General features: G+C 54.8%; 20 protein-coding genes. 7 read left to right on the forward strand and 13 right to left on the reverse strand.

Annotation, left to right across the window (positions count from 1 at the left end; translation table 11 throughout):
* The first annotated feature begins 27 nt into the window (after nt 1-27).
* Nucleotides 28-1587 (forward strand): hypothetical protein, encoded by a 1560-nt coding sequence (locus HNQ64_RS00395; RefSeq protein WP_184204311.1) that lies wholly within the window; start codon nt 28-30, stop codon nt 1585-1587.
* Nucleotides 1588-1737: 150 nt separating this feature from the next.
* Here HNQ64_RS00395 and HNQ64_RS00400 read toward each other — a convergent pair whose 3' ends face one another.
* Both HNQ64_RS00400 and HNQ64_RS00405 read right to left on the reverse strand, forming a co-directional pair.
* Nucleotides 1738-4149: a M56 family metallopeptidase gene (locus tag HNQ64_RS00400; RefSeq protein ID WP_184204312.1), complete on the reverse strand. Its 2412-nt coding sequence runs from the start codon at nt 4147-4149 to the stop codon at nt 1738-1740.
* Nucleotides 4146-4550 (reverse strand): BlaI/MecI/CopY family transcriptional regulator, encoded by a 405-nt coding sequence (locus tag HNQ64_RS00405; RefSeq protein ID WP_184204313.1) that lies wholly within the window; start codon nt 4548-4550, stop codon nt 4146-4148. Before HNQ64_RS00405 ends, HNQ64_RS00400 begins: the two co-directional genes overlap by 4 nt.
* 121 nt (nt 4551-4671) lie before the next feature.
* On the opposite strand from HNQ64_RS00405, the gene kefF reads away from it, so the two are divergent.
* On the forward strand, nt 4672-5205 hold the full coding sequence (gene kefF / locus HNQ64_RS00410) for a glutathione-regulated potassium-efflux system oxidoreductase KefF (protein WP_184204314.1): 534 nt from the start codon (nt 4672-4674) through the stop codon (nt 5203-5205).
* A 1-nt stretch (nt 5206) separates the two neighbouring features.
* Here kefF and HNQ64_RS00415 read toward each other — a convergent pair whose 3' ends face one another.
* Nucleotides 5207-6436 (reverse strand): outer membrane protein assembly factor BamB family protein, encoded by a 1230-nt coding sequence (locus HNQ64_RS00415; RefSeq protein WP_184204315.1) that lies wholly within the window; start codon nt 6434-6436, stop codon nt 5207-5209.
* A gap of 148 nt (nt 6437-6584) precedes the next feature.
* On the opposite strand from HNQ64_RS00415, the gene HNQ64_RS00420 reads away from it, so the two are divergent.
* Together HNQ64_RS00420 and HNQ64_RS00425 are read left to right on the forward strand one after the other, a co-directional pair.
* Nucleotides 6585-7049 (forward strand): flavodoxin domain-containing protein, encoded by a 465-nt coding sequence (locus tag HNQ64_RS00420; protein WP_184204316.1) that lies wholly within the window; start codon nt 6585-6587, stop codon nt 7047-7049.
* 20 nt (nt 7050-7069) lie between these two features.
* Nucleotides 7070-8083 (forward strand): ChuX/HutX family heme-like substrate-binding protein, encoded by a 1014-nt coding sequence (locus HNQ64_RS00425; RefSeq protein WP_184204317.1) that lies wholly within the window; start codon nt 7070-7072, stop codon nt 8081-8083.
* A gap of 56 nt (nt 8084-8139) precedes the next feature.
* On the opposite strand, the gene metF is transcribed toward HNQ64_RS00425, so the two are convergent.
* Both metF and metE read right to left on the reverse strand, forming a co-directional pair.
* Entirely contained in the window at nt 8140-9060 is a 921-nt protein-coding gene (metF, locus tag HNQ64_RS00430) for a methylenetetrahydrofolate reductase [NAD(P)H] (protein WP_184204318.1), read from the reverse strand.
* A gap of 4 nt (nt 9061-9064) precedes the next feature.
* On the reverse strand, nt 9065-11404 hold the full coding sequence (metE, locus tag HNQ64_RS00435) for a 5-methyltetrahydropteroyltriglutamate--homocysteine S-methyltransferase (protein WP_184206081.1): 2340 nt from the start codon (nt 11402-11404) through the stop codon (nt 9065-9067).
* A gap of 84 nt (nt 11405-11488) precedes the next feature.
* On the opposite strand from metE, the gene HNQ64_RS00440 reads away from it, so the two are divergent.
* From HNQ64_RS00440 to HNQ64_RS00450, 3 genes are all read left to right on the forward strand, one after another.
* Nucleotides 11489-12412 (forward strand): LysR family transcriptional regulator, encoded by a 924-nt coding sequence (locus HNQ64_RS00440; RefSeq protein ID WP_184204319.1) that lies wholly within the window; start codon nt 11489-11491, stop codon nt 12410-12412.
* Between the two features lie 50 nt (nt 12413-12462).
* A complete protein-coding gene (locus HNQ64_RS00445) occupies nt 12463-13236 on the forward strand; it encodes an RNA polymerase sigma factor (protein ID WP_246430901.1) in 774 nt (257 codons plus the stop codon).
* A 93-nt stretch (nt 13237-13329) separates the two neighbouring features.
* Nucleotides 13330-15681, forward strand: a complete 2352-nt coding sequence (locus HNQ64_RS00450) for a protein kinase domain-containing protein (protein WP_184204320.1) — start codon at nt 13330-13332, stop codon at nt 15679-15681.
* Between the two features lie 4 nt (nt 15682-15685).
* On the opposite strand, the gene HNQ64_RS00455 is transcribed toward HNQ64_RS00450, so the two are convergent.
* The 8 genes from HNQ64_RS00455 to HNQ64_RS00490 form a co-directional block, all read right to left on the reverse strand.
* Nucleotides 15686-17134: a sensor histidine kinase gene (locus tag HNQ64_RS00455; RefSeq protein WP_184204321.1), complete on the reverse strand. Its 1449-nt coding sequence runs from the start codon at nt 17132-17134 to the stop codon at nt 15686-15688.
* Nucleotides 17131-17781 (reverse strand): response regulator transcription factor, encoded by a 651-nt coding sequence (locus HNQ64_RS00460; RefSeq protein ID WP_184204322.1) that lies wholly within the window; start codon nt 17779-17781, stop codon nt 17131-17133. Before HNQ64_RS00460 ends, HNQ64_RS00455 begins: the two co-directional genes overlap by 4 nt.
* 8 nt (nt 17782-17789) lie before the next feature.
* Entirely contained in the window at nt 17790-19004 is a 1215-nt protein-coding gene (locus tag HNQ64_RS00465) for an ABC transporter permease (RefSeq protein WP_184206085.1), read from the reverse strand.
* A gap of 10 nt (nt 19005-19014) precedes the next feature.
* Nucleotides 19015-19719 (reverse strand): ABC transporter ATP-binding protein, encoded by a 705-nt coding sequence (locus HNQ64_RS00470; RefSeq protein ID WP_184204323.1) that lies wholly within the window; start codon nt 19717-19719, stop codon nt 19015-19017.
* Nucleotides 19716-21044 carry an efflux RND transporter periplasmic adaptor subunit gene (locus HNQ64_RS00475; RefSeq protein ID WP_221305295.1) on the reverse strand — a complete coding sequence of 443 codons (1329 nt, stop codon included), beginning with the start codon at nt 21042-21044 and terminating at the stop codon, nt 19716-19718. The genes HNQ64_RS00470 and HNQ64_RS00475 overlap by 4 nt, the downstream gene beginning before the upstream one ends.
* Before the next feature lie 29 nt (nt 21045-21073).
* Nucleotides 21074-22483 carry an efflux transporter outer membrane subunit gene (locus tag HNQ64_RS00480; protein ID WP_184204324.1) on the reverse strand — a complete coding sequence of 470 codons (1410 nt, stop codon included), beginning with the start codon at nt 22481-22483 and terminating at the stop codon, nt 21074-21076.
* Between the two features lie 258 nt (nt 22484-22741).
* Entirely contained in the window at nt 22742-23032 is a 291-nt protein-coding gene (locus tag HNQ64_RS00485; RefSeq protein WP_184204325.1) for a cupin domain-containing protein, read from the reverse strand.
* Between the two features lie 78 nt (nt 23033-23110).
* Entirely contained in the window at nt 23111-24439 is a 1329-nt protein-coding gene (locus HNQ64_RS00490) for a GntT/GntP/DsdX family permease (RefSeq protein ID WP_184204326.1), read from the reverse strand.
* Between the last annotated feature and the right edge of the window lie 19 nt (nt 24440-24458).

Below are 24458 nucleotides of genomic sequence, written 5' to 3' on the forward strand. Positions count from 1 at the left end.
AAAATGCTATCTGATAAATGTCAGTGCATGCGTCATCTGTTGCTTTTAGGGCTTTTAGGAATTCTTTTGTCATCGCTGCCCTGTTTCGGCCAGCGACTAAATCTCAAACCTCTGGACTTCCAGCCACTAACGGGAATGCCATGGCAGCATCATGAGGATGTTTCTCTGGAAAAGGTTTTGGAACGCATCTTTCTCGAGCCCAACCCCGCAATCAGACATGCAGTCCTGGCTGCCTACCTGCGGCTGATACCCGTGGAAGCTTTTCCACAGACCTTCGACCTTTGCATCCGTCTGCAAGGTACCCAGTGGCCGGATGACCTAGTGGCTCTCATGCTTCCGATATGGGCGGAACGTGATCCACAAGCTGCCTGGAAACGCACCCAAACATTGTTTTCCCTGATTGGCTTTCATTGGTTAGGCCTGGACGCCTGGGGCAATCCCAGAATCCAAATCAACAATCTAGAAGCGCTGCGAGGGTCTTCCTTCTGGCTCAGAGAGGGGCTAGAAACATTCCCTCAAGGACTCAGTAAATCCAAACTCCCGCGTGCTGAGCGAATTGCCATTTTGAGTGACTTTGTCTCACGATATTTGGCGATATATGGTTTCTTGCCTGAAACTCGGAAGTCTGAATTACCATCCTACACCTACTCAGATTTGGAGGAGATGGTGAGTGCATTCCAAGGGCCAGATCAGGAATTCAGAGGGACGGCTGAGGCAGCCGCCAGCAAAGGGCATGAAGGAACCTTTGAAGTCCTTTTGCGACGCTGGCTTGTGCATTCCCCAGAGGAGGCGGCAGACATCGTCGCTTTCGCTGAGAAAGTGGGCTGGCCCCCGGAACAAAAACCAAGTAACACAGGAAGATATGTCGTCTCTCAAGAATGGCTGCTCCTTTGGGCGAAGATTGACAAAGCGGGAATGATGGCCTGGGTTGAACATGTAGATCTAAACTTGAGCCCGCTTTCCGCTCGTGCACGCGGCCTTTTGCTGGGACTCGCTAACCAAGCCACCGGCCAACGCTGGCTGGATGAAGCCGGGGCGAAGGGCTCAGGGAATGATGACATCCTGTCAGACCTGCTTATGGAAGCTGCTCCTTGGGCACCGCAGCTGGCCATGGAGGTTGCCGTTACCACCAGTGATGCCGAAACAATACGAAATGTCTCCGAAAGTGCAGTTTACGATTTCCAAAGCCAGTCCTGGAATACCAGCCACATGGGACTGGGGCTGGCGAAGGACTTTCCTATTGAAACATTGCCTCCTTCCTTGCTGGTGGAAGTCATCCAAGATTGGGGTGTCCTCATGGAGCAATGGGGCGACGTTGATGTGGGGGAAGCAGCCCGTTATGGATTCCAGTTTCTGACGCAAACCAACCTCTGCCCACAAGAAAACCTGATCAAACTGTTTGCAGGAGATGATACCTTCAGCAGCGATGGAGATATGATTGACCGCACCTTTTGCGCCTTGCGTTCTTGGGCAATCTTGCAGCCGGATGCGATGAAAGCCTGGATCGGCCAGCAGCAGGGGGCGGACATGCGGGCAGCACTTACGTGGCTGCTGGAGAATCCATGGGGGACGGGAGAACTCAAATGATGGAACAAGTTTTTCGTAGAGGCTTCTCGTGGAAACACCGAAGTTCTAGAAGATTTAAGTTCCATAGCCCCCGTCGCTTTTCCCTTCATCAAACTCAACCCTCAAGGGAGGCTGGAAACAGCCTCCCTTTTTGTTATGATCGCAGACTCTTTACTGGGTCGCTTTGCCGTTTTCTTCGATAAGAGAGGCCGTGACAAAGATGAGGCGACCTTGGTCCTTCACTTCTCTCAGGTAGCCGCCAAGGATGAGTGTCTGGCTTGGCCAAATCGTCACTGCTGTGGTAACCGCTTTTTTGGGGGCATGATCAAGGCTCGGAGGCGCCACATTCAGATCAATCGTGTAGCCATCAGCCCAGACCCGTGGTGTGACGGCGAACGGTTGGCCTCCTAGATTTTCAGGTAAGTGGAAAACGGCCTCTTTCCCATTTTCCACCGCACCCCCTGGCAAGGCCACAATCGAAGCACCTTGCTGTTTCCCCAAGGCACGCATCACGAGGCTAAACTGAGCTTCAGTCAGGACTCCAGTGACCAAAAACTGTCCATTGAGATGGGAATCTAAAACGCCTAAAAGACGATCAGGTTCCACTTTTTCCTTACCGTCCCAACCCAAACTAGCAGCTAGTTGGGAAACTTCTGGTACATCTGCCACAGCGACGGATAAAAAGACCTTTTTGTCAGCTATCCTAGGGGACGTATTTTGCTCTATTGGAGCGGCTCCAGGCTCGTAGGGGATGTCACTTCCTACCTGAACCGGCCAGCGGACATTTGCGACTTCCTCAAAATGACTGGTCTCAGTGCCGTCCGGCAGAAGGGCAGTGGCCGCGATCAAGAGGGTCATTTGTTTCCCGCCGACCTGTAGGTTCTGCACCAAGGTCTCCCCAGAGGCCAGTTCAGCCCTGCCATTACGGGTGTAAACCTTGACCTGTGACCAATCCTTGGGCAGGCTGAATTTGGAGGAAATCAATTTTTCCCCTGGCTCCAATCCAAAAGAGGATTTTGTGTCGATGAATACCTTTCCCCCAGCGGCCTTGGATGGCACCAGTTCTTGGCGGATTCCCACCAGTTGCTCCGGATTTGCAGGATTAAAGTGGCCAACTTCGACAACAGCCCGCTGCCCCATTTTCGTAGTGACGCGGGGTGCACTTAGCACGTCAATTCCAGCCTTTTGACTGACATTTGCAATCAGAGCGGCGGCGGACTTGTTATCCAAAACAGCACCGTGAATCCCGAAAAACCGGTCTGCCTGGATGAACCGCGTGACGAAATAGACCTGAGGCTGAATCATCGATGCTGTGTTTAAAACCTGGCGGGTCTTTTCCAGATTCGCGAGCGTGTTGGTCACCTGAAGGTGAGAGGTGTTGGTTTGAAAAATGGCCATCGCATGTTTAGGAAAAGGGATGCCTTTGCTTTCCAGAAACTCTCTGGGAGTGACCTTGTTGGCAGGATTGGAAGGAGACGAAAGGATATTCGGGGAGACCACATACGTGCGGGTAAACAAGGAACTGTTTTCGCCAGGAAGGCTGGCCGACTTGACGGGCTGGGCGGCGGCTGAGTCGGTGGAAACTGCCAGACCGATAGAAGCGATGAGCAGTGGCCCAATGACTGCCCCGGCGGTGCATGCCAGTAAAAAAATCACCCCCAGCCGATGACGTATCGGGCGAGCTTCGACAAGCGCCGTCAGCCGTCCCCGCAACCGCTGTGCAGGTCGTGATTGAGCCATCGGCATGACGCCCGCCATGGGGTGGCAGGCCCGGACCCAACTGAGCAGAAATTCGGCATAGTCTTTGTTTCCGCCTGCCTCTCGCACCGCAGCCGCATCGCAGATTTCTTCCCGGGCCCGAGCATGACACTCAATGAGCGCATGAATGAAAGGGTTCCACCACAGAACAGAGCGTGCACATTCGAGGAACCAGGAGACCAGCGTGTCTCTTCCACGCAAATGCTCCTCCTCATGAAGGACCAGCCAGTGCCATTGCCTTGCAGTCAGTGTACCGAAGGATGAAGCTGGTACGGCAATGAGAGGTCGGAACCAGCCCACCACACAGGGAGTGCCTGGGTGATGAAAAACGGCCAGCGGCTTACCGCGCAAGGCTTGTGGGATTGATTCAATTTCTTCCGGTGTCGGCTTTCTCAGACCCCTTCTCCACACCACAATCCGGACTGTCTGCCACAAATGCCTGAATAGCAGGATCACAGTGCCACTCAAGCAAATCCACTTCAGCCAAAACATCCAACGGTCCCCATACCTAACAAAATTTGATACATCAGGCGTGATCGTTTGCGTGGAAGTTGCAGGAGACATCTCCTGCCGAATGACAATGCTCCAGCCCGAGTCCAGCGTTTGATGAAGCGCCGTCAAGGCGGGCATGTCTCTTCCTCCCCCCAAGGGCGGCAGCGAAGAAACCAGCCATGGCCCGCCAACCGAAAAGAGAATGGCCATCATCGCCGAGACACTGCGCCTCAAGGCATCGCGAATCAGGCAACTCAAGAGAAGCCAGCCGAGGAATCCAAACGCCAGGCTATGCAGGCCAAAGTTAAGAAAAAGGACGTTTTCAGGGCTCATGACTCTCCTCCTTTCCTGACCGCCCCGCTGCGGACCAGTTTGCGCAGCTCCACCAATTCTTCCTCGGTGATCTCTTCACTTTCGACAAGGCAGCGGACCAGCGCCAGATTGCTGCCGCCAAAAAAGCGCTGTTTGAGTTCTGACAGCACGCTGCTGCGGCCTCGCTGCTCGGGGACTGCGGGGGTATAGACATGGCTGCGGCTGGAGTCGTCGCGGGAGATCCAGCCCTTCGCTTCCAGGCGGGTGAGCTGAGTTTGGAGCGTGTTGCGGGTGACAGGTTCGGCGCGCCCCTCATTGACCAACTCCAGCAAGTCGAGCACGCTGGCAAGCGAACGTTTCCAGAGAATGTCCATCAACGCCTGCTCGGCGGCGGAAAGTGGAGGAAGGGATTTTTTGGCCATATTCGGCGATATTGCCGACATTTGTCGTATTTATCAAGGTTAATATACGACACATGTAGGAATGCGACATTCTGGAGTTTTCTCCGCTTGGATCTTGCGCAGAAATCTGCCATTGAATCCTATGGCCCGCGTCCTCATTCTTTTTGCTCATCCGGCGTTGCATCGCTCACGTGTGAATGTGTCGTTGATGGACGCGGTGCAAGGGATGGAAGGCGTGACGTTTCGTGATCTCTATGAAGAGTATCCAAACCTGCACATAGACTTTGAGACTGAGCAGGAGCTGTTGCTGGAGCATGATGTCATCGTGTGGCAGCATCCTTTCTACTGGTACTCAGCGCCAGCGATCCTCAAGGAATGGCAGGATGTGGTGCTAAAGTATGGCTTTGCCTACGGAGAAGGCGGCACCAAGCTGGCGGGCAAAAAGGTGATGAGTGCGCTGACCACAGGTGGCCCGGAGGAAGCGTACCAGCGAGAAGGCTACAACCGCTACACGATGAAGGAGTTGCTGGCCCCCTTCGACCAAACCGCACGCCTTTGCGGCATGGAGTATCTGGAGCCTTTTGTCATCCATGGAGTTAGGCAACTGACAGACGAACAGATTCAAGCCTGGGCGCAACGTTACAAACAGTGCATTCTCGAATTGAGAAACCTTTGAGTCACTGGTCCGGCCATAGCCGCCATGCGACTAACGCAGTGTCTGAGCGGGCATAGATGCGATTTCCCACAAAGGCGGGGTGAGCCCAGGTCTTGCCAATGATCTGGTGACGAGCGAGCTCATTAAAGCCTTCAGCATTCAAGCGCAGATAAACGAGCTCTCCACTGGCATTGAGGAGGGCAGCGAGTCCTTCACTTTCACGCAACCAGACGAGGCTCATCTGAGGATTGCGGTCTTTCGGAGTGAGCGTATTGGCATCGCTCCAAAGGATTTTCCCTGTGACGAGCTCGATGCCTTGCAGGCCCTTGGTTTTATCGAGCAGATAAACGATGCCATCTTTGAATAGGGGCGCGGACATCAGGCCGCACATGTCCTTTTCATTTTCCCAAAGTAGGGTGGGCTCAACATCAAGGCGTAGGGCTTTGGTGCCGTGCCAGTAGCCCGATACGAGCAGGATGCCATCCCGATAAAGCGGCTGGGCAATGCTAACGCCATAGGTGATTTTATAAGGGTAGGTCCAAAGCGTGGCTCCGGTTTCGGGGTTCAGGCTTTGGATGTGCTCTGGCCCCCAGGCTATGAGTTGTCGCTGCCCTGCGTGGGTGATGATCTCGGGCGTGCAATAACCCGCAAGATCGGCTCCACCGCGCCAGAGAAGCTGGCCGCTACCTTTGTCCAAAGCGAGGACGCTGCCACCCGGCACCGCGCCCACATGTAGAAGGACTTTGTTGCTATCCAACACAGGAGAGGCGGCAAAGCCCCAGGTGGGAATCTGAGCACCATGCTTCTTCACCATATCCACCTGCCATAGAATTTTACCTTCGTTGGCATCCAGGCATAGGGCCATCCCCGCAGCGCCTAAAACATAGGCTATACCATCCTGAAGTGTGACGGAAGAACGAGGACCTGTGCCATAGTCCATGCGCCCGTAAACAGCAGGCCAAGTCTGCGACCAAAGCAGCTTACCAGAATCTTCGGCATGACAAAGGATGCGTTCAATGTCTTGAGGTTCTTTAGGACGATCCAAAACATACACTCGCCCCTCACTGACGGTGACGCCGGCGTAACCACCGGCGATGTCGGCTGTCCAAAGCTGCTCTGGAGCGCGATTGGCCAAGTCGGCAGGCACGTGCTCTGGATTCCAACGACCATCTCCCGTGGGACCACGCCAGCGCGGCCAATCTGCTGCCGAGGCGAGCTGCGTAAATGCCAGGAGGAAAAGCCAAATTTTCATGAGGAGAGAAGCCTTTAATACGGCCGTGAATGCAGGCCCATTTCATTCAGTGGGGCTGTTGAAAGAAAGTCATTTCTTCGACCATTCATGACAAACCAGCGGCAGCAGGAGGTTATGGGCTGAGGCAATGGTGCGGTGTCATCCATCTATGTCTAAGCCACTTCTCATCCTCTTTGGTACCTTTTCAGGGAACTCTGAATCCTGCGCAGAAAAGGCCGCCAGCGTCGCCCGACTGCGCGGGTACGATCCAGTACTGGAAAACATGATGGATTCCACCGCCGATGTGTTGAAGCAATTCGACACGGTCCTCCTCATCACCAGCACCTATGGCGATGGAGATCCACCCGACGGCACCGAGAATTTTTATGAGCAGGTAGTCAACCATCCCCGTTTCCGCCTGGAGCATCTGCGTTACTCTGTCTTGGCTTTGGGAGATTCCTGTTACGATCGCTTTTGCCAATGTGGCAAAGACTACGATGAAGCGTTGGAGGCGCAGGGAGCCACTCGTTTTCATGCCCGAGTGGACTGCGACATTGATTACGATGACCCCTGCGATGCCTGGATTGAAGGCGTTTTCGCCACCCTTGCTGAGGAACGCCTGTTAGCAGCCTAACTCTTGATGGTTCCTTAATCATGGATTCCACTTCACACCATTCGCCACGCATTGCTTACAGCTTTCCGGCCCATACCTTTGATCTGCGTCGAGTGCGTCCAGAGTGGTGCTTTGAAGCCGATGGTGGTGCCGCACTGGCCATCCATCTAGATGGACAATGGACTGAATTTTTCAGGAATTTGCGGGAACTGGGGCTGGTGATGATCACCGCAGCCCATGGCCCCTTGAGTCTAGCTGTTGCCTGGGAGAATTCCATGTTTCAAAGTTACCCAGGGGGCGATGAATGGGTATGTGTGAAATCCGGGGCCGAGATCCGTCCCGCCGCGTTAGGTGGAGGAATGGCGGTGGTCGAAACCATGGGCGACCAGCAAGTGGCCAGTTTCCAATTTTTTGATCGTGGTGGTGGAGGATGCCTGAAGATCCTCGTCACCAATTGGTCCGATTACGAGGTCTTTGAAGACCTCGTCGCCCGCCACGCGAGTGGCCGACGGACCTATCCCTTTGGCCAGAAATCCGAAGTCCGAAAGGAGCAACCTGCACCTGATTCACAGACGGTGAGGCAGCTCTGGAAGGGCCTCTCGAGAAGCCTGCCTGACTCTACCTTTCCTGGCATGGAGGGCGTCTCCCGCCTCTCCGCGCTGGAGGCAGCAGGGCAGGATCTGGCCTGGCGCCTGCCGCGCAGGGTGGTGCGGCAGGCGCTACAATCCATGACCCTGGGCCAAGTGCCTCTGGGCGGAGTGGTGCGCAATGAGGCGGTGTTTCTCCCCAGCGGCTTTTTTCCCACGCACTGGGGTGAATGTGGCTGCGGCACCACCTTTTTTGGCGAGGCTTCTCAAATGACCCTGCGCGGTTGTGGCCACCGAGGCCAGACCTGGGCAACTCGTTTTGAATTGGGTGATGAGGAAGTCATCTGCATCGAGTTTTATGATGTACGCGGTGAATTTGCTGGCAGTGTAGGCTTAAGACCCGAAGCAGCCTCCTGGCATAGAGTCCAGTGGGCCGATGTGATCAAGGGATCCGGGATTGAACAGTAGTCATCCCTCTCTGAGTGATGCGAAAAGTGAGGCGTCCATGGATTCCCCATAAAGTATCATTTCTGGATCACCTTACTCAGAGAGTGATGGCCGCTGTATCCCAGACCACGCAGCACCTGCACTGTATTGCTGGCTTTATTGAGGGTGTAGTAGTGAATGCCTGAAACGCCTTGATCCAGGAGATCGGCACTCTGGGTAATGGCGTGATGGATGCCAACTTGGCGAAAGGATTCAGCATCGTCCCCTGCCCTCTGGAAACAACGAAGGAGGCGGGCGGGATAACGTGACCCTGCGGACAATTCCGCCATGCGTCGTAAACTGCTAAGCTGGGTCAAAGGCAGGATGCCAGCGAAGATGGGGGTAAGGATACCTGCTAGCTCACAACGGGCGCGGAAGTCATGGAAGTCATGATTGTCAAAAAAGACCTGAGTGCACAGATAGTCAGCCCCGGCATCCACCTTGGCTTTCAGGTAATCCATTTCGAGCATTCGGTTAGGCGTGCCTGGGTGACCTTCTGGAAAGCAGGCGACGCCGATGCCAAAGCCACGTGGGTCTGGATGAAGACCTAGTTCATTGAACTGACGGATGAATCGGACCAAGTCGGCAGCCGTTTTAAATTCGCCTTCCTGGGCCCCTTGCCCCGGCAGATCGCCCCGTAAGGCCAGTAGGTTACTAACGCCTGCTGCGGCATAGTTTTCTAAAAGCAGCCTGATCTGTGCCCGCGTGTGACCCACGCAGGTGAGATGGGGGATGGGGTCAAAAACATCCGACTGGCTGAGCTCTCCCACCAACGCCTGAGTGCGATCCCGGGTGCTGCCACCCGCACCATAGGTGACGCTAACGAAGTCAGGCCGCCAGACTGCAAGCTGCTGCAGGGAATCCTGCAACTCTTTCACGGATTCAGGGGTGCGAGGAGGAAAAAACTCAAACGACAACGTGGGACGTTTCGCAGCCAGAAGGATGTCTTTGATATGCATGGCGTTAGGCTTTCACAGGCTTATCGGCACGAAGCTGGCGTGCAGCCTCCACCATGTGAAGCAGAGAAGATTTCACTTCTACCCAACCTCGGGTCTTGAGGCCGCAGTCGGGATTGATCCACAACTGGGCACGAGGGATGACGGCCTCCGCCTTGTGCATGAGCGCTACCATTTCCTCCACACCGGGCACACGTGGGGAGTGGATGTCATACACACCTGGGCCGATCTCATTCGGATACTTGAAGTCCACAAAGGCCTCGAGCAATTCCATGTTCGACCGTGAGGTTTCGATGGTGATGACATCGGCATCCATGGCGGCGATCGATTCAATGATGTCATTGAATTCAGAATAGCACATATGTGTGTGGATCTGGGTATCATCACGCACCCCACTAGCGCAGAGGCGGAAGGCATTCACCGCCCAGTCCAAGTAGGTTGCCCAGTCACTGTGACGAAGGGGTAAGCCCTCACGGATGGCAGGCTCATCAATCTGGATGGCAGCGATGCCTGCGGTCTCCAGATCCAGGACCTCATCCCTTATGGCGAGGGCGATCTGGCGGGTGGTTTCAGAGCGAGGTTGGTCATCACGAACAAAGCTCCACTGAAGGATGGTGACAGGGCCAGTTAGCATGCCCTTCATGGGGCGTGGCGTCAGCGACTGAGCATACTGGGACCAGCGAACGGTCATGGGAACCGGACGGCTGACATCGCCAAAGATGATCGGGGGCTTCACATAACGGGAACCATAACTCTGCACCCAGCCGTTTTGCGTGAAGACAAAGCCGTCGAGCTGTTCGCCAAAGTATTCCACCATGTCATTGCGCTCAAATTCGCCATGGACGGGCATGTCGATGCCTATTTCATCCTGAAAGGATACGCAGTGCTGGATCTCATGTTGGAGAAAGACTTCGTAGGCCTCCGTGCTAAGTTCGCCCTTCTTCCACCGGGCACGCATGGCGCGGACCTCAGCAGTTTGTGGAAAGGAACCGATGGTGGTGGTGGGGAACTCCGGCAGCTTTAATTTTTTCCGCTGCAAGGGCTGCCGCTGAGCAAAAGGTGATACACGATCATAATCGCTGGCGTGCACACCTGCGAGACGGGTTTTCACTTCCACACGGTGAATGCGTGAGCTTTCACGACGAGCCTGAAGCGATTGCTGATTGCCCCAGAGCAAGCTTTGATCCGCAGTGCCTCGCAACAGACCACTGAGGGTGGCAACCTCCTCCAGTTTTTCATCAGCGAAGGACATCCAGCCTCTAAGCTCAGTATCGAGAGATGGCTCATTAACCAGGGTGATGGGAGAATGCTGAAGGGAGCAGGAGGGAGCAACCCAGAGTCTTTCAGAGCCGACCACCGCCTGGGCTTCTGCCAAGATTTTTAGGGAAGCAGAGAAATCATTTTTCCAAATGTTCCGCCCATCTACGACGCCGAGTGAGAGAATCTTGTCGCTAGGGAAGCCAGCCAACAGGGCATCAAGCTCCCCCACGCCACGGACGGCATCAAAATGCACTGCCTGGGCAGGCAAGGAGAGAAAGAGAGGAAGGTTTTCACGCAGCTCGCTGAAGTAACTGGTCACCAGTATTTTCAGGCCAGGAGCTGCCTGGGCCAAACGCTGCCAAGCAACCAAGACCGCGTCTCGTTGAGCCTCAGAGAGATCAAGACCAAAGATAGGTTCGTCAATTTGCACCCACTCAGCCCCCAGCCTTTGCAAACGCTGGAGGATCTGTTCATAGACATCCAAAAGCCCATCCAGGAGACTAAAGCGGTCGAAGTCAGGGTTCGTTGAGTCTTGAACTTTGCCTAACGAAAGGTAGGTCACAGGTCCAGGCAGCACCGGTTTGGACCGATAGCCTAAAGCCTTGGCTTCCTCAAATTCACGGAAGACTTTGTCCCCGACCAGCTTGAACTGGGTATTCGCACGAAATTCGGGAACAATGTAGTGGTAATTGGTATCAAACCACTTGGTCATCTCACAGGCAAAGACAGGCTGGTGGCTGCATCCATGATCACAGGCATCATGGGCCTCTCCACGGGAACCGCGGGCCATGAGAAAGAGGGTGTCCAGATCCATCTCCTCGCCTTTCCAGCCAAATCGCGGAGGAACGTTGCCGATGAGGCAGGAGAAATCCAGCGTCTGGTCGTAGAAGGTGAAATCATTGCAGGGAATGAGGTCCATACCTGCCGCCTGCTGAGTGGCCCAGTTCTGCTGACGCAGGCGGCGTCCTGTAGCCTCCAGGTCCTCACGAGTAAGACGTCCATGCCAGTAGGCTTCCGTAGCTTTTTTGAGTTCGCGTTGCTGCCCGATCCGTGGGTAGCCCAGATTGTGTGTGTAGATATCGCTCATGGCGACAAGACAACTATCGCCAGTTTCGATATAAACAATCCACAGAGTTTTGTGGATCATCATTCAAATTGCTTATAATGGAGAATGCTCGAAGTCCGCCATCTCCAGGCCCTCATCGCCCTTTCTGAAACGGGAAATTTGTCCAAAGCAGGTCGCCGTCTGCACTTGTCGCAGCCTGCATTATCGCACCAGATCAAAGCCGTAGAAGAGCATCTGGGAGTGGAATTATTTCAGCGGAAGAGCAGCCCGCTACGACTGAGCCCTGCGGGTGAACGTTTGTTAGGCACCGCCTATGAGGTGGTGAAAACCATGCAGCAATGTGAGCGAGATGTGGCCCGCATTGCGGAAGGGAAGGCTGGGCAACTGAGGATCGCAGTTGAGTGCCACTCATGCTTTGACTGGCTGATGCCTGCGATGGATAGCTTTCGCGAAGCTTGGCCGGAGGTGGAGATGGATCTGGTGTCTGGGTTCCAGCCCGACCCCACCGGGCTGCTGCTGGAAGATCAAGCGGATCTGGTCATCGTCTCCAAAGCGCCACCTCGCAAAGATGTGGTCTATCAACCGCTGTTTCGTTATGAAGTCTTAGCCTTGATCGCGCGGAAACACCCACTTTGCAGGAAGACCTTTCTCACAGCGCAGGACTTTGCCAAAGAGACGCTCATCACCTACCCGATTCCGGATGATCGCATCGACATCATTCGGGAAGTTTTGGGGCCCGTGGGGGTGAATCCCGTACGGCGCACCGCCATGCTGACGGTGGCCATTTTACAACTGGTGGCCAGCCACCGGGGCATCGCCGCCATGCCAGGGTGGGCTGTGCAGCCCTACCTAGAAAAAGGCTATGTCGAATATCGTCCTGTACGTAAACAGGGCCTGTTTGCTAACCTCCATGCAGCGACGACGCGCAGCCTTTCCCAAACGGCCTACATGAAGGAATTCATGAATATCATGAAACGGGTGAGTTTTGATTCCCTAAAACGCATCCGTCCAGTCGGGGAAGAGGACTGATTTCCTGCAACTTTTCCACGTATAAAGATCATGATGCCATTAGTCTTATCATGATGAACTTGCCTGCGGATCCATCGTCTCATCCATCTGCTCGCGCCGCAACGCAGCAGGCGGGACATTTTTATACTACCCGGTGGACACAGGTGGTACGGGCGAAGGAATCCTCCCATGAAGGACGCGAAGCGCTGAGAAACCTATGCGACATCTACTACGCACCGGTGATGGCCTACCTGCGTCGGGAGCTGCGGGATCTGGATGCGGCCCAAGAAATGGCCCATGAATTTTTTGCCTACATGCTGCGGGGTGAGGCTATCCGCACCGCAGAACAAGTGCGTGGTCGCTTTCGATCCTACCTCCTGGGTGCGGTAAAACATTTTCTCCTTCGCCAGTATGAACTGGAGCAGCGACTGAAACGTGGGGCGGGGGTGAAACCGCTCTCCATGGATGAAGAGGCGGAGGGGAATGCGGCACTCAGCCTGCGGGATGAAGATCAACTTTCACCCGATGCAGCGTTTGATCGGCAATGGGCTTTGACCGTGCTGGAGCGCGCCTTGAAGTCATTAAAACTGGCGTGTGAAGAGGAAGACCGAGGAGAGCTTTTTGAAAAACTCACTCCCTGGTTAACTGGAAATTCTGATCATGGAGATCAGGCGACATTGGCTGAAAGTCTGGGTATGAACTTGAACTCGCTAAAATCAGCGGTGCATCGCCTGAAACAGAGCTTTCGCATCAAGGTGCGTGAGGAAGTGGCCTCCACGCTGGAAGACGGGGCCGACGTGGAAGAGGAGATGCGTGTGCTTTTCGCGGCCTTGAGAAGTCGTTGAGAATTTTTGCAACTGTTGTCCTCGAACCCGTCATGCATTGGTATGAGCGAATCTACCCCTTCTTTCCGTCCGTGTCCTAAATGTGGTGAACCCATGACTGAGAGCACCAGTCATGACCTATGCCCCGTCTGCCTCATGGGGGTGGCCATGAACTGGACACAAGCGACCCAACCTGTATCGCCCCCCCAGAAGCTGCTGACGCCGGAGGAACTGGCACCCCACTTTCCACAACTCGAGGTGCTGGAACTCATCGGGCGGGGCGGCATGGGCGTGGTGTATAAGGCGAAACAAAAGAGCCTGGACCGTTTTGTCGCTCTCAAGCTTCTCTCACCGGATACTGAGAAAGATCACGCCTTTGCTCAACGCTTTGCCACGGAAGCGCGGGCGCTGGCCCAGATGGTTCATCAAAACATCGTCACGGTGTATGACTTCGGGGAAAGCGGTGGTTTTTACTACCTGCTGATGGAGTACGTGGATGGAGTCAACCTCCGACAGGCGATGCAAGCAGGGCGTATCACGCCTGAGCAAGCGCTGACCATCGTCCCACCGGTCTGCGAAGCGCTGCAATATGCGCATGAGAGAGGGATTGTGCACCGTGATATCAAGCCTGAAAATCTCCTCCTAAACAAACAGGGACAGATCAAAATAGCCGACTTTGGCATCGCTAAAATGGTGGGGCATGCCGAGCCAAATGAAGAGGCCAATAGTCATCCCCAGGAAGGCCACACCACCTTTGTCGGCGGAACTCCGCCTTACATGGCCCCTGAACAAAAAGAGCGAGCAGCCCCAGATCACAGAGCAGACATTTATTCACTAGGGGTGGTGCTGTATGAGCTGCTCACAGGAGAACTTCCCACGGCCAGCCTGCAACTGCCGTCTGAACGTATCCAGGTGGATGTGCGCCTGGATGAGATCGTATTACGGGCTCTGGAAAAATCCCCCGAATTGCGATTTCAAACGGCAGCCGATTTCCGCACGCAACTGGCCACGATCCATCACGCTCCCCAATCTGCTTCGCCACCACTCAAAAGATCTAGCCACAAAGCCAGCACTCTACAAGTCGCCACCCTATCGGTGATTGGTACCTTGATCGTCCTTTTCAGCCTCATCCTGGTCAGCCGGTTTTTTTATTCAAAATCTGGTCGCACACCTAACAGCAAGTATCGTCTAGCCGATGTGCGTGGATCGACCGATATGACTAGAGGCATCATTGAGCCTACTCGCATCCCTCTCCAGTGGCATGCCGAAGGTGGCTTTCGACGTGTGGGAAGCTACAAACCGATCCTTCTCAAGACGACCCCAAATAAACCTGATCACGTCAGCCGCACTCCAGACAATTTGATCCGCCCTTTCTATGCAGAGGTAAAGCTAGGCTCGAAGACTTTGTCCAAATTCAACACCCTCACTTTTTTAGTGGACCGGGCCGTGGGGAAAACAGAGACCCGCGTGATACTGGACAGCAATGGGAATGGTGACCTCACCGATGACAGCCCCGCTGAATTGGAGCATGTGGGCCGTCTCAAAGACGGTAGTTTCAGCTTAAGTGGCACAGGCTGGGCGAGTCTTCCTTATGAGGGAGAATCGTCTCGAGTGAGTGTGCGTTTCCACACAATACCTCAGTCTCTGGATAGCGAGAACCCTCCTACCGTGGTTTATTCCCTGGATGGTTATGCCGAGGGTAAAATCCAAGGCCCTAGAGGAATCTGGCTGCCCATTGTTTTGAGAGATTCAGATGGAGATGGGGACTTTAGCACAGGGCCCTCCATTCATGTGGATACGGATGCAGATGGCGAATACCGACGCACGGGAAAGTTCTTTGGCGATGCGAGGGCCTTTCAGATCAATCAGGTTAAATTTCTCATCTCGGATATTCCACCCTCTGGAACGGCCATGGTTCAAGCTGCCCATATCGGGACTCAAGAACCTTTGATTGATCACTCTATCGCCCCCAAGAAAACACCTTCACCGACCACGCCAAAGACAGGTCTTATAGGCGCAAAAATTCTGCCTGGAGAAGTGGCCCCCACATTCACTGCCACCACGATGAATCATGGCGCAGTGGAGATGCCAAAGAGTTACAAAGGCAAGATTCTGCTACTGGACTTTTGGGCCACTTGGTGTGGCCCATGCATCCGGGAATTGCCAAATGTCTCCGCTGCTTATGAAAAGTATCATGATCAGGGACTGGAGGTTTTGAGCATCAGCTTAGATACAGAAAAGAGTCTCGACAATCTCCCTGCGATACTTACCAAACATCGCATGGTGTGGCCCCAAGTGTGTGATGCGGCCAAATTTGATTCAGCCCTGGTAAAACTATATGGCATCCGTGGCATCCCTGCCACCGTGCTGATAGATGGGGATAGCGGTAAGATCTTAGCTACGGATCTTCGCGGGACTTCACTTGATACCAAGATCGCCGAAGTTATGGCAAAACGAAATCCATAAAAGATCATACAGCCGATGGCAGTCGGACCTCAAAGCAGGTGCCTTCCCCAGAAGCACTTCGCAGGGTGATGCTGCCCCCATGATTCTCCACGATAGCTTTGGCGATCGCCAAGCCCAGGCCCGAATGCCCTGAAGTGCCGGTGCGGGCCTGGTCCGCACGATAAAAACGCTCAAACACATGCGCCTGATGTTCTTCAGCGATTCCCGGCCCATCATCCTTCACCCAGAAGACAGCTTGCTCAGCTTCGATGAAACATGACAGCGTCACATTACCTCCATGTTGCAGGGCATTTGCGATGAGATTGGTGGCTAAAAGGGACAGGGTTTCTGCATCGACTCGGCACATCGTTGGAGTGAGAGCAGTCTCAATATGGAAACCTCGCTCACGAGCGAGTGGAGCAAGGTGATTAGCAGCCTCTTTCAGCACAAAAGAAAGGTCACATGAAGCATGTACGCTTACGGCAGCAGGAGGGTTCTCTTGACGGGCAAGCAAAAGCAGCGACTCCACCAAACGCCGCATGCGCTGGGCCGTCGCCTCACAGGTTTCCAGAGCTTCACGATATTCTTCCGTTGAGCGATCACGTTTGAGCAGACGATGGGTTTCTGAGAGCAGAATGGTGATGGGGGTGCGTAACTCATGAGAAGCATCTGCCGTGAACTGGCGCTGACGCTCAAAGGCCGCATGCAGTCGCTCGAAGGTCTGGTTCAGCACTTCACTCAGTTCCCCCAACTCCGTATCCATCTCACGGATGTCAATTCTCTCCTCTAGATTCCCCTCCGCGATGCGTGCGGCCGTTTGGCTAATGGTGCGAATGGGGCGTATGGCACGACCTGAAAGCCACCAACCGCCGATCAAACCCAATAACCAAACGCCAAGACCAATGGATAAATGCAACCAAGCCATGCTGTGCATCTCATGCAACTCAGGGGTGATATCCCGCCCCACCACGACCTTTAGCCCATGAACCGAACTACGCAGAGTTTCACGGCGAGAGCCGATGCTGCGAGTCTCCTCTACCAAATCCGCAGATGGCAAAGGCAGAAAAACCAGATCTGTTGGAGCATTCTCGGACTGAAGAATGATTTGATCATTCCGATCTCGAACACTGAAGTAGGCATACCCAGGCTGAGTGCCGCTGTACTGCGTCAGGATGGTTTCTGGCAACTGCACAGGCTGGCTGACGAGACGACGGATAAAGTCGGCAGGCGCAAACAAAGGACGAGGGGTAGGCTCCTCCCCAGGAGCAGAGGATTCAGGACGGTTTTGCACCGCGTCTAGCATGGAGCGCACAAGATTGCGCTCCATCTGGCTAAGTTCTTTATCCAATCTCTGCATTTGGTTATCACGCGCCAAGCGGTAAGCGGGGGCCGTGGACCCCGCTACGACGAGAAGCAGCAACAGTCCGTGCCAGGCCTGCAACCGCCAGCGCAGAGAGTGGAAAAAAATCTTCATGCGATGCAGTAGCCGTGACCTCGGCGTGTGGTGATGATGTCCGCGCCTAGCTTCTTGCGCAAATTCGAAACATGCACGTCCAGGAGGTTTGACAGCGTGCTATCTTCTTCATCGAAAAGGTGTTCGTAGAGAGTGGTGCGAGTGACCACCTGCCCGCGGTGTAGAGCTAGATACTCCAGCAACGCATACTCGCGCGCTGTTAGTGGCACCTCCTGGCCTGAGAGTTTCACGAGACGAAATGCTGTGTCCAGCGACAGAGGGCCGATCTCCAACACGGGGTGAGTTTGACCTGCTGCCCGCCGAATAAGAGCCCGCAGACGAGCCAGCAGTTCCTCAATATCGAAAGGTTTGGTGAGGTAATCGTCGGCGCCTTGATCCAAGCCCTTTACGCGGTCTTGAATGGTATCTTTGGCCGTTAGCATCAGCACTGGAGTTTTACAGGTGGGGCGCAGCCGAGCGAGAACTTCCCAGCCATTCATATGCGGCATCATCACATCCAGCACGATGGCATCATAATTTTCATCCAAGGCTTTGGTTAGGCCTTCCACACCATCCAGTGCGGTATCCACCGCATAATTTTCCTCCCGCAAATTCGCCGCTAGGCTACGGAGGAGATGCGGATCATCTTCGATGACGAGGATTCTCATGGTGGCGATTATTCGTGGCGCAGAGCTTCGATGGGATCAAGCTTGGCCGCACGACGGGCGGGGGTAAAGCCGAACAACACCCCCACAGCGGTGGAGAAGAAAAAGGCCACCAGATTGATCTGGGGATCAAAAACAAACGTCACCTGGATGAGCTGGGCCAGGCCAAAGCATAATGCAAAAGCTGTAAGGATGCCGACGAGACCACCGATGGAGGAAAGCGTGATGGCCTCCACTAGAAACTGTAGCAGCACCTCTCTGGCCCGCGCTCCGATGGCCAGACGAATGCCAATCTCCCGGGTGCGCTCCGTCACGGAGACCAGCATGATGTTCATGATGCCGATGCCTCCCACCAGCAAGCTCACTCCGGCCACAGCAGCGAGGAGGGTAGTCATCATGCGAGTGGAGGCACTCAATGTCTCCGCGATCTGGCGAGTATCGAAGACATTAAAATTGTCCTCTTGGTTAGGCTGCAAATTACGGCGCTGACGCATCAGGGAAGAAATGTCCTCAATGAGGACTTCGCTGTTCGAGCCATCCTCCGCTGAAATGGTGATCTGGCTGACTTCACGTGCAGAGGTTTTGCCCGTTAGACGCCGCTGTAAGGTAGTGAGGGGGACGATGATGGTATCATCTTGATCGCCCATGCCGGACTGACCTTTGCTAGCCAGCACCCCGATAATCTCACAGGAAGCTTTACCAAGACGAATCTTCATCCCAACAGGGTTTTGATTGCCGAAAAGATTCGTCTTTACCGTATGCCCGATGACACAGACAGCTTTACCAGCTTTGAAATCTGCATCGTTGAAAAGGCGACCATCCTCAAGTGTCCATTTATTGATGTAAAAGTAGGGCGGAGTTGTCCCTGTGACGGAAGTCATGCGCGCATTTTGCAGATAAACCGTGCTCATAGAGGAGCTGCTCACAGGGGCAATCGCTGCGATGTTAGGCACTTGATCCTCGATGGCTTGCACATCTTTTTGGGTAAATTGAGGCACCCCAGCGGAGGCAGATCTGGGGCCGAAACCCATTCCTGGGCGCAACACCAGAAGGTTACTCCCCAAATTGGAAATTTGATTTTTCACTGCCTGCGTCGTGGCCTGCCCCAGTGTGACCATGGTGATGACGGCAGCCACCCCGATGATGACACCTAACACAGTCAGAAACGCCCGCATGAGATTGCGACGGATTTCGCGCAGGGCGATGGAGAAGGCATTCCAGAGCATGGTGGTGAGGTTAAGGTTTCGTGCGGATGTCAGACTCGATGAGGCCATCTTTGACCCTCACGATTCGTTTGGCATGTGTGGCCACTTCATCCTCATGGGTCACCATGAGCACGGTGATGCCCCGGTCTTCATTCAGCCGCGTCAGCAACTCCATGATTTCATCGGTGGTGCGAGTATCGAGATTCCCCGTTGGCTCATCGGCAAACAAGGTGCTGGGACGGGTGACGATGGCACGGGCGATGGCGACACGCTGCTGCTGACCGCCGGAAAGCTCTGCCGGGGTGTTGCGCATTTTGTTAGGCAGTCCCACGGAAACTAGCGCCTCTTGAGCACGCTCACGCCGCTCTTTTTTAGACAGTCCACGATAGACGAGTGGCAGCTCCACATTTTCCAAGGAACTGGTGCGGGCCAGAAGATTAAACCCCTGAAAAATGAAACCTAGAGCATGACGCCGCAGCAGAGAACGTTGATCCGCATTCAGGCGCTCTACGGCAATATCCTGATAAAGGTAGTTGCCCGATGTGGGGGTATCTAGGCAGCCCAGAAGATTCATCAAAGTGGACTTGCCAGAGCCACTGGGGCCCATGACAGCCACAAATTCACCTTTATTGATTTGCAGATCTACCCCTCGCAGTGCTTGGAAGGCTGCATCTCCTTGACCATAAGTTTTGGTCAAACGTCGTAACTGAATCAGGCTAGTATCAGAGGCACTCATGGAGTTACTGCATTAGCACGCGTGATAACGGCGAGATCTTCAACCACACCTTCACCTGTGATTTCAGTGTGACGCCCGTCAGTGAGCCCGGTCTTCACCGTGAGCGGCTGAGGCCGCCCATCTTTGAGGATCCAGATACGAGCCTGACCTGGAACTTTTTTGGCGACAGTCTCTTCATTTTTGGAACTACCTGGCCCACCGCTTCCACTGGATCTGCGGGTGGGCCGAGGAATAAGACTTTGCACAAAAGATTTCTTCGCTTCGCCCCCCTTGGGACTGCCTGAAGATGATTCGGGACTGAAACGCAAGGCAGCATTGGAAACGACGAGCACTCCCTGACTCTCAGCCACATTCACATCGGCTGTGGCTGTCATGCCCGGTCGCAAACTTAAGTCCGTATTGGCCACTTCCAGTTCGACCTCATAAGTGACCACATTGTCTGTCACGGCAGAGCCAAAGGCGACCTTGGTAACGGTAGCGTTATAGGATCTGTCCGGCCAAGCATCCACCGTAAAGCTAGCTTTTTGGCCTTTAGCCACCCGTCCGATATCGGCCTCAGCGACGGCGACTTTCAGCTTCATGTGCTCCAGGTTCTCGGCGATGACAAAGAGCTCAGGAGCAGTGAAGCTGGCGGCCACAGTTTGACCAGGCTCCAGACTCCGAGTGAGAACGATGCCCTCAATGGGCGAGCGTAAGATCGCATTTTGCTGGTCGCTTTCATTCGCTCTTAGCTCCGCCTCTGACTGCTCCACCGCAGCTTTAGCACTGGCCAGATCTGCCTGTGCACGTGCCACGGCAGCGTTAGCCGTAACCATGTCTGCTTTCGACGGCGTTCTACCTCCACTGAGTTTGTGCAATTCTTGGAGACGTGCGAGAGTTGCCTCATTCTCTTTCAGGGTGGCCTCCACCTGCTTGACTTTGGCTTTGGCAGAATTGACTGCTGCTCGGCTGCTGTCGGTATCCTGGTCCAAACGGCGGATGGTGATCTTCGCTAGAGGCTGGTCTTTTTTCACTCGATCATTGGTGTCCACATAGACCTCATCGGTGGTTCCAGAAAGGACACTGCCAATGGTCACTTCATTGGTCGGTTCGAGATTGCCAGTGGCAGTGATGGTGAGGCCGATGTCCCCACGTGCAAGCGGTTCCGTCACGTAGAGAGGAGGTGGTGCGGCAGGCTCGTGGGTCTTGGTCCAAATAAAATAGGCTGCATACGCAAGGGCCGCAGATCCGAGGATCCAGGCCATCCAGCCTAACCAACTGCGCTTTTTCTGACTGCCGATCAGCTCGCTTAAATCAACGGGGGTAGTGGCTGAATGTGATTCCATAATAAGAAGGTGATGAAATGAAGCTAACCCTAGGATGACCAGCCACCGCCGAGGGCCTTGTAGAGCTGAATATGAGCACTGGCGCGATCTCCCCGGGTGAGGGTTTGCTGCTCTTCCAGGCTCAAAAGTGTGCGTTGCGTATCCAGCACTTGCAGAAGATCAATCTGCCCAGCTTCATAGCTCTGTGCGGCCAGAGTGGCTGCCTCTCTGGCAGAGGTCACCGCGCCATCCAGAGTACGCAGCCGCTCGCTGCTGCGGCTGACGGCAATGAGGGCATTCTCCACTTCCGATAAGGCCTGTAACACCGTGGATTCATAAGCAATAAGCGCCTGTTTTTCCTGGGCACTCTGAATATGGATGGTCTGCCGGATGCGCCCTGCATTGAAGATGGGGGCCGACAGATTTCCCAACAGGCTAGCTGCGGCGACTTCAGGAGAGAGCAGACTGCCCGCCTTCAGGGCATCCACCCCCAGAGAGCCGCTGAGGGTTAAGTTGGGGTAACGTTCCTTTTCGGCGGATCTAGTCCGTGCCACCGCTGCCTCCACACCACGTTCCGCAGCCCGCACATCTGGCCGCTGGCGCAGGGTGTCTGCGGGAATACCCAGAGCCAAAACCGAAGCAGGCACAGGCACACGGCGGGGTGAAGATAGCAGGGCATTCAATGCGCCAGGGGTCTTGCCAGAAAGTAAGGCGAGGTGGTTTTGAGTCTGTTCGATTGTCTGCTTTAAGGTGGGCAGTGTGGCACGCGCCTGCTCCAGGGTGCTGGCGGCCTGCTGAGTTTCAAAGGAGGTGCTTTCACCTGCCTGCTCACGCCAGCGGGTGATCTGCACGGTATCCCCACGGGTAGATAGATTTCGTTGATACACTTCCAGTTGGGCCTGAGCGGTGCGGAGGTCCACATAAGCTTCTGCCACTTCGGCGGCGAGGGTCACCTGGGCAGCGTGATAGTTTTCAGTGGCTTGGGCGAGGTCTGAGGAAGCTGCTTTGACGTTCTGTCGTAGCTTGCCAAAAAGATCCACCTCCCAACTCATATCCACACTGGCACTGTAGCTTTCATTCGTGGAAAGGCCCGTCAGTTTGCTGTCGCTGCGTTCCCCACGGCCTGAAGTACCAGTCGTGATCGAGGGAAAAAGCGTGGATTTTTCCACCCCACGACGAGCCCTGGATTCGTCAATCCGGGCCAGTGCCGTTCGCACATCAGGACTGGATTGCAAAGCCTGGACGAGCAGTTGATTGAGGACAGGATCATTCAACCGCCGCCACCACTGCGTGAGGCCAGCGGTATCCAGCGGCACCACCCCCGATTTTTTTCCATTCCATACGGCAGGGATAGCCAAGTCACTCTCATGCCGTGAAACGGAACTACAGCCCCCAATCAGCATGGCTAGAGTCAATCCAGTCAGGCCAATGACGAGGCGGGAGGGGTTGGTGATTTTCATGAAACGGTGGGTCAGTGGTCTGCTCCCTCCCGCACATTCCCCAGCCAACCTTTAGAAAAGGTTAAGACACTCAAAAAAGTGCGAGAAAGATGCCTCCCCTTTTCTTGTCCGTGATTCAGGGAGCGAGAGTTCTTGATTTCCCAGCTCCCGTTAATCGAATCTCTGCATTAGATCGGCTCTATAAGCTCCTCTCAATAGCGACATAAAATAAGACACTAACCTTGATGTTTTAGTCATGGGCTTGGGGGCCCATTGGCATTAGGCAGCCGTAGGTTTCAGCAGAAGCATCACGTCAGCTTCACTCGAAGTCAAAAGCCGCAGAGGACTGGCATGGGGTACTTCCACCTGATCACCCGCCCGCAACTGATGCATACTGCCAGCAATGCGAGCACTGGCCTCTCCAAAGGTGAGGATGACAGTGGCATCCTCTGGAAAGCAAGCCTCAAAGCACAGGCAGCCAGCTTTCAGACCTAACAGGTGCGCCTGCACACAATCGTTTTGGAACAGGCAGCGGTGGGCGTGGTCGCCGAAATCAAGGGTCCGTCTCATGCGCCGGACATCGCGCTTTCTGGCGCTGCATGCTGTGGTGCAAATGCCCGGCTTTGACGGTGAAATGAGGCCCTTTTTTTAAAACACCATGTCCAGGCCCCACGCGACAAATAGACCGGTGATACCCACCAGTGTCTCCGTCACCGTCCAGGTACGGAGCGTCTGGCCCACGGTCATGCCGAGCGTCTCTTTCACGATCCAAAAACCGGCATCGTTGAGATGCGAAAGAAAGAGAGAACCGCAACCGATGCCGACGACGACAAGCTCAGGGTTCACATTCGGGTTGCCGATGACCAAGGGAGCCACCAAACCGCTAGCCGCCGTGATGGCTACCGTGGCCGACCCAGTCGCCACACGCACGAGGGCGGCACAGACCCAGCCAAAAACAAGCGGAGGCAGATGTGCTGCCGAGGCCATTTGGCCGATGGCGTCCGCCGCACCGCAATCCCTGAGAACGCGGTTAAAACCACCCCCACCACCGACGACAAGCAAGGTCATGCCCACGGCTGCGATGGCTTTTTCTCCAATCTTGAGCGCCTCGGTCTTGCTGAAACGAAAGACAATGCCAGCAAAGATCACCGAGATTCCAAGAGCCAAGGTGGGATTGCCAATCACTGTGGTGACACCTCTCACGGGGTGATCCTTAGCAAAGAAAAGCTCGGCAATCGTCTGGCTGAGCAGCAGTAAGATGGGCAGAGCCAAAACGGCGCTGGTGATGAAGAGGGAAGGCTTTTCACGAGCTGCCAAAATAGGGTTCACAGGAGGCGGCTCAGGAGTTTCCACATGCACATGCTTCACAGCCCAGCGCGCAAAGATAGGCCCCGAGATGGCGGCCACAGGGACGGCGGCGAGTAAGACCCAGAGGAGAACCTTGCCAAGATCTGCGCCCAGGGCATCCAGCGCCACGACGGGGCCAGGATGCGGAGGCATAACACCATGCATGATGGACAGCACTGCCAGCATGGGGATGGCCAGCTTTAAAAAGGGCTCCTTGGTCTCACGAGCTAAGGTCACCAGGATAGGCACCAGCATCACCAACCCCACCGCAAACCACGTGGTGAGGCCGATGCAAAGGGCGAGCACCATGAGGCACCAGTGGACACGTTTGGGACCAAACAGGCGGATCAGCTCCTTCGCCAACACTTCTGCACCACCTGAGGCCGCCAGGAGGCCACCCAGGATGGTCCCTAGACCAAGAACACCAGCGATGCCACCCAGGGTGGCACCCATGCCGTCCTGAAAGGAGGCCATCGCTTTGGCCGGTCCCATGCCGGAACCCAGACCGATCACCAACCCCGCCATGAGCAGAGCCAGGAAGGCATTCATGCGCAGCCATGCGATGAGGACAATGAGCACCGCAACGGCGCCCGCAGAGAGATACAGCAGGTGGATGGATTCAGGAGTCACAGCGAAAAAAGACAGAAAG

Source organism: Prosthecobacter dejongeii, assembly GCF_014203045.1.
In the GTDB taxonomy this organism is placed as follows: domain Bacteria; phylum Verrucomicrobiota; class Verrucomicrobiia; order Verrucomicrobiales; family Verrucomicrobiaceae; genus Prosthecobacter; species Prosthecobacter dejongeii.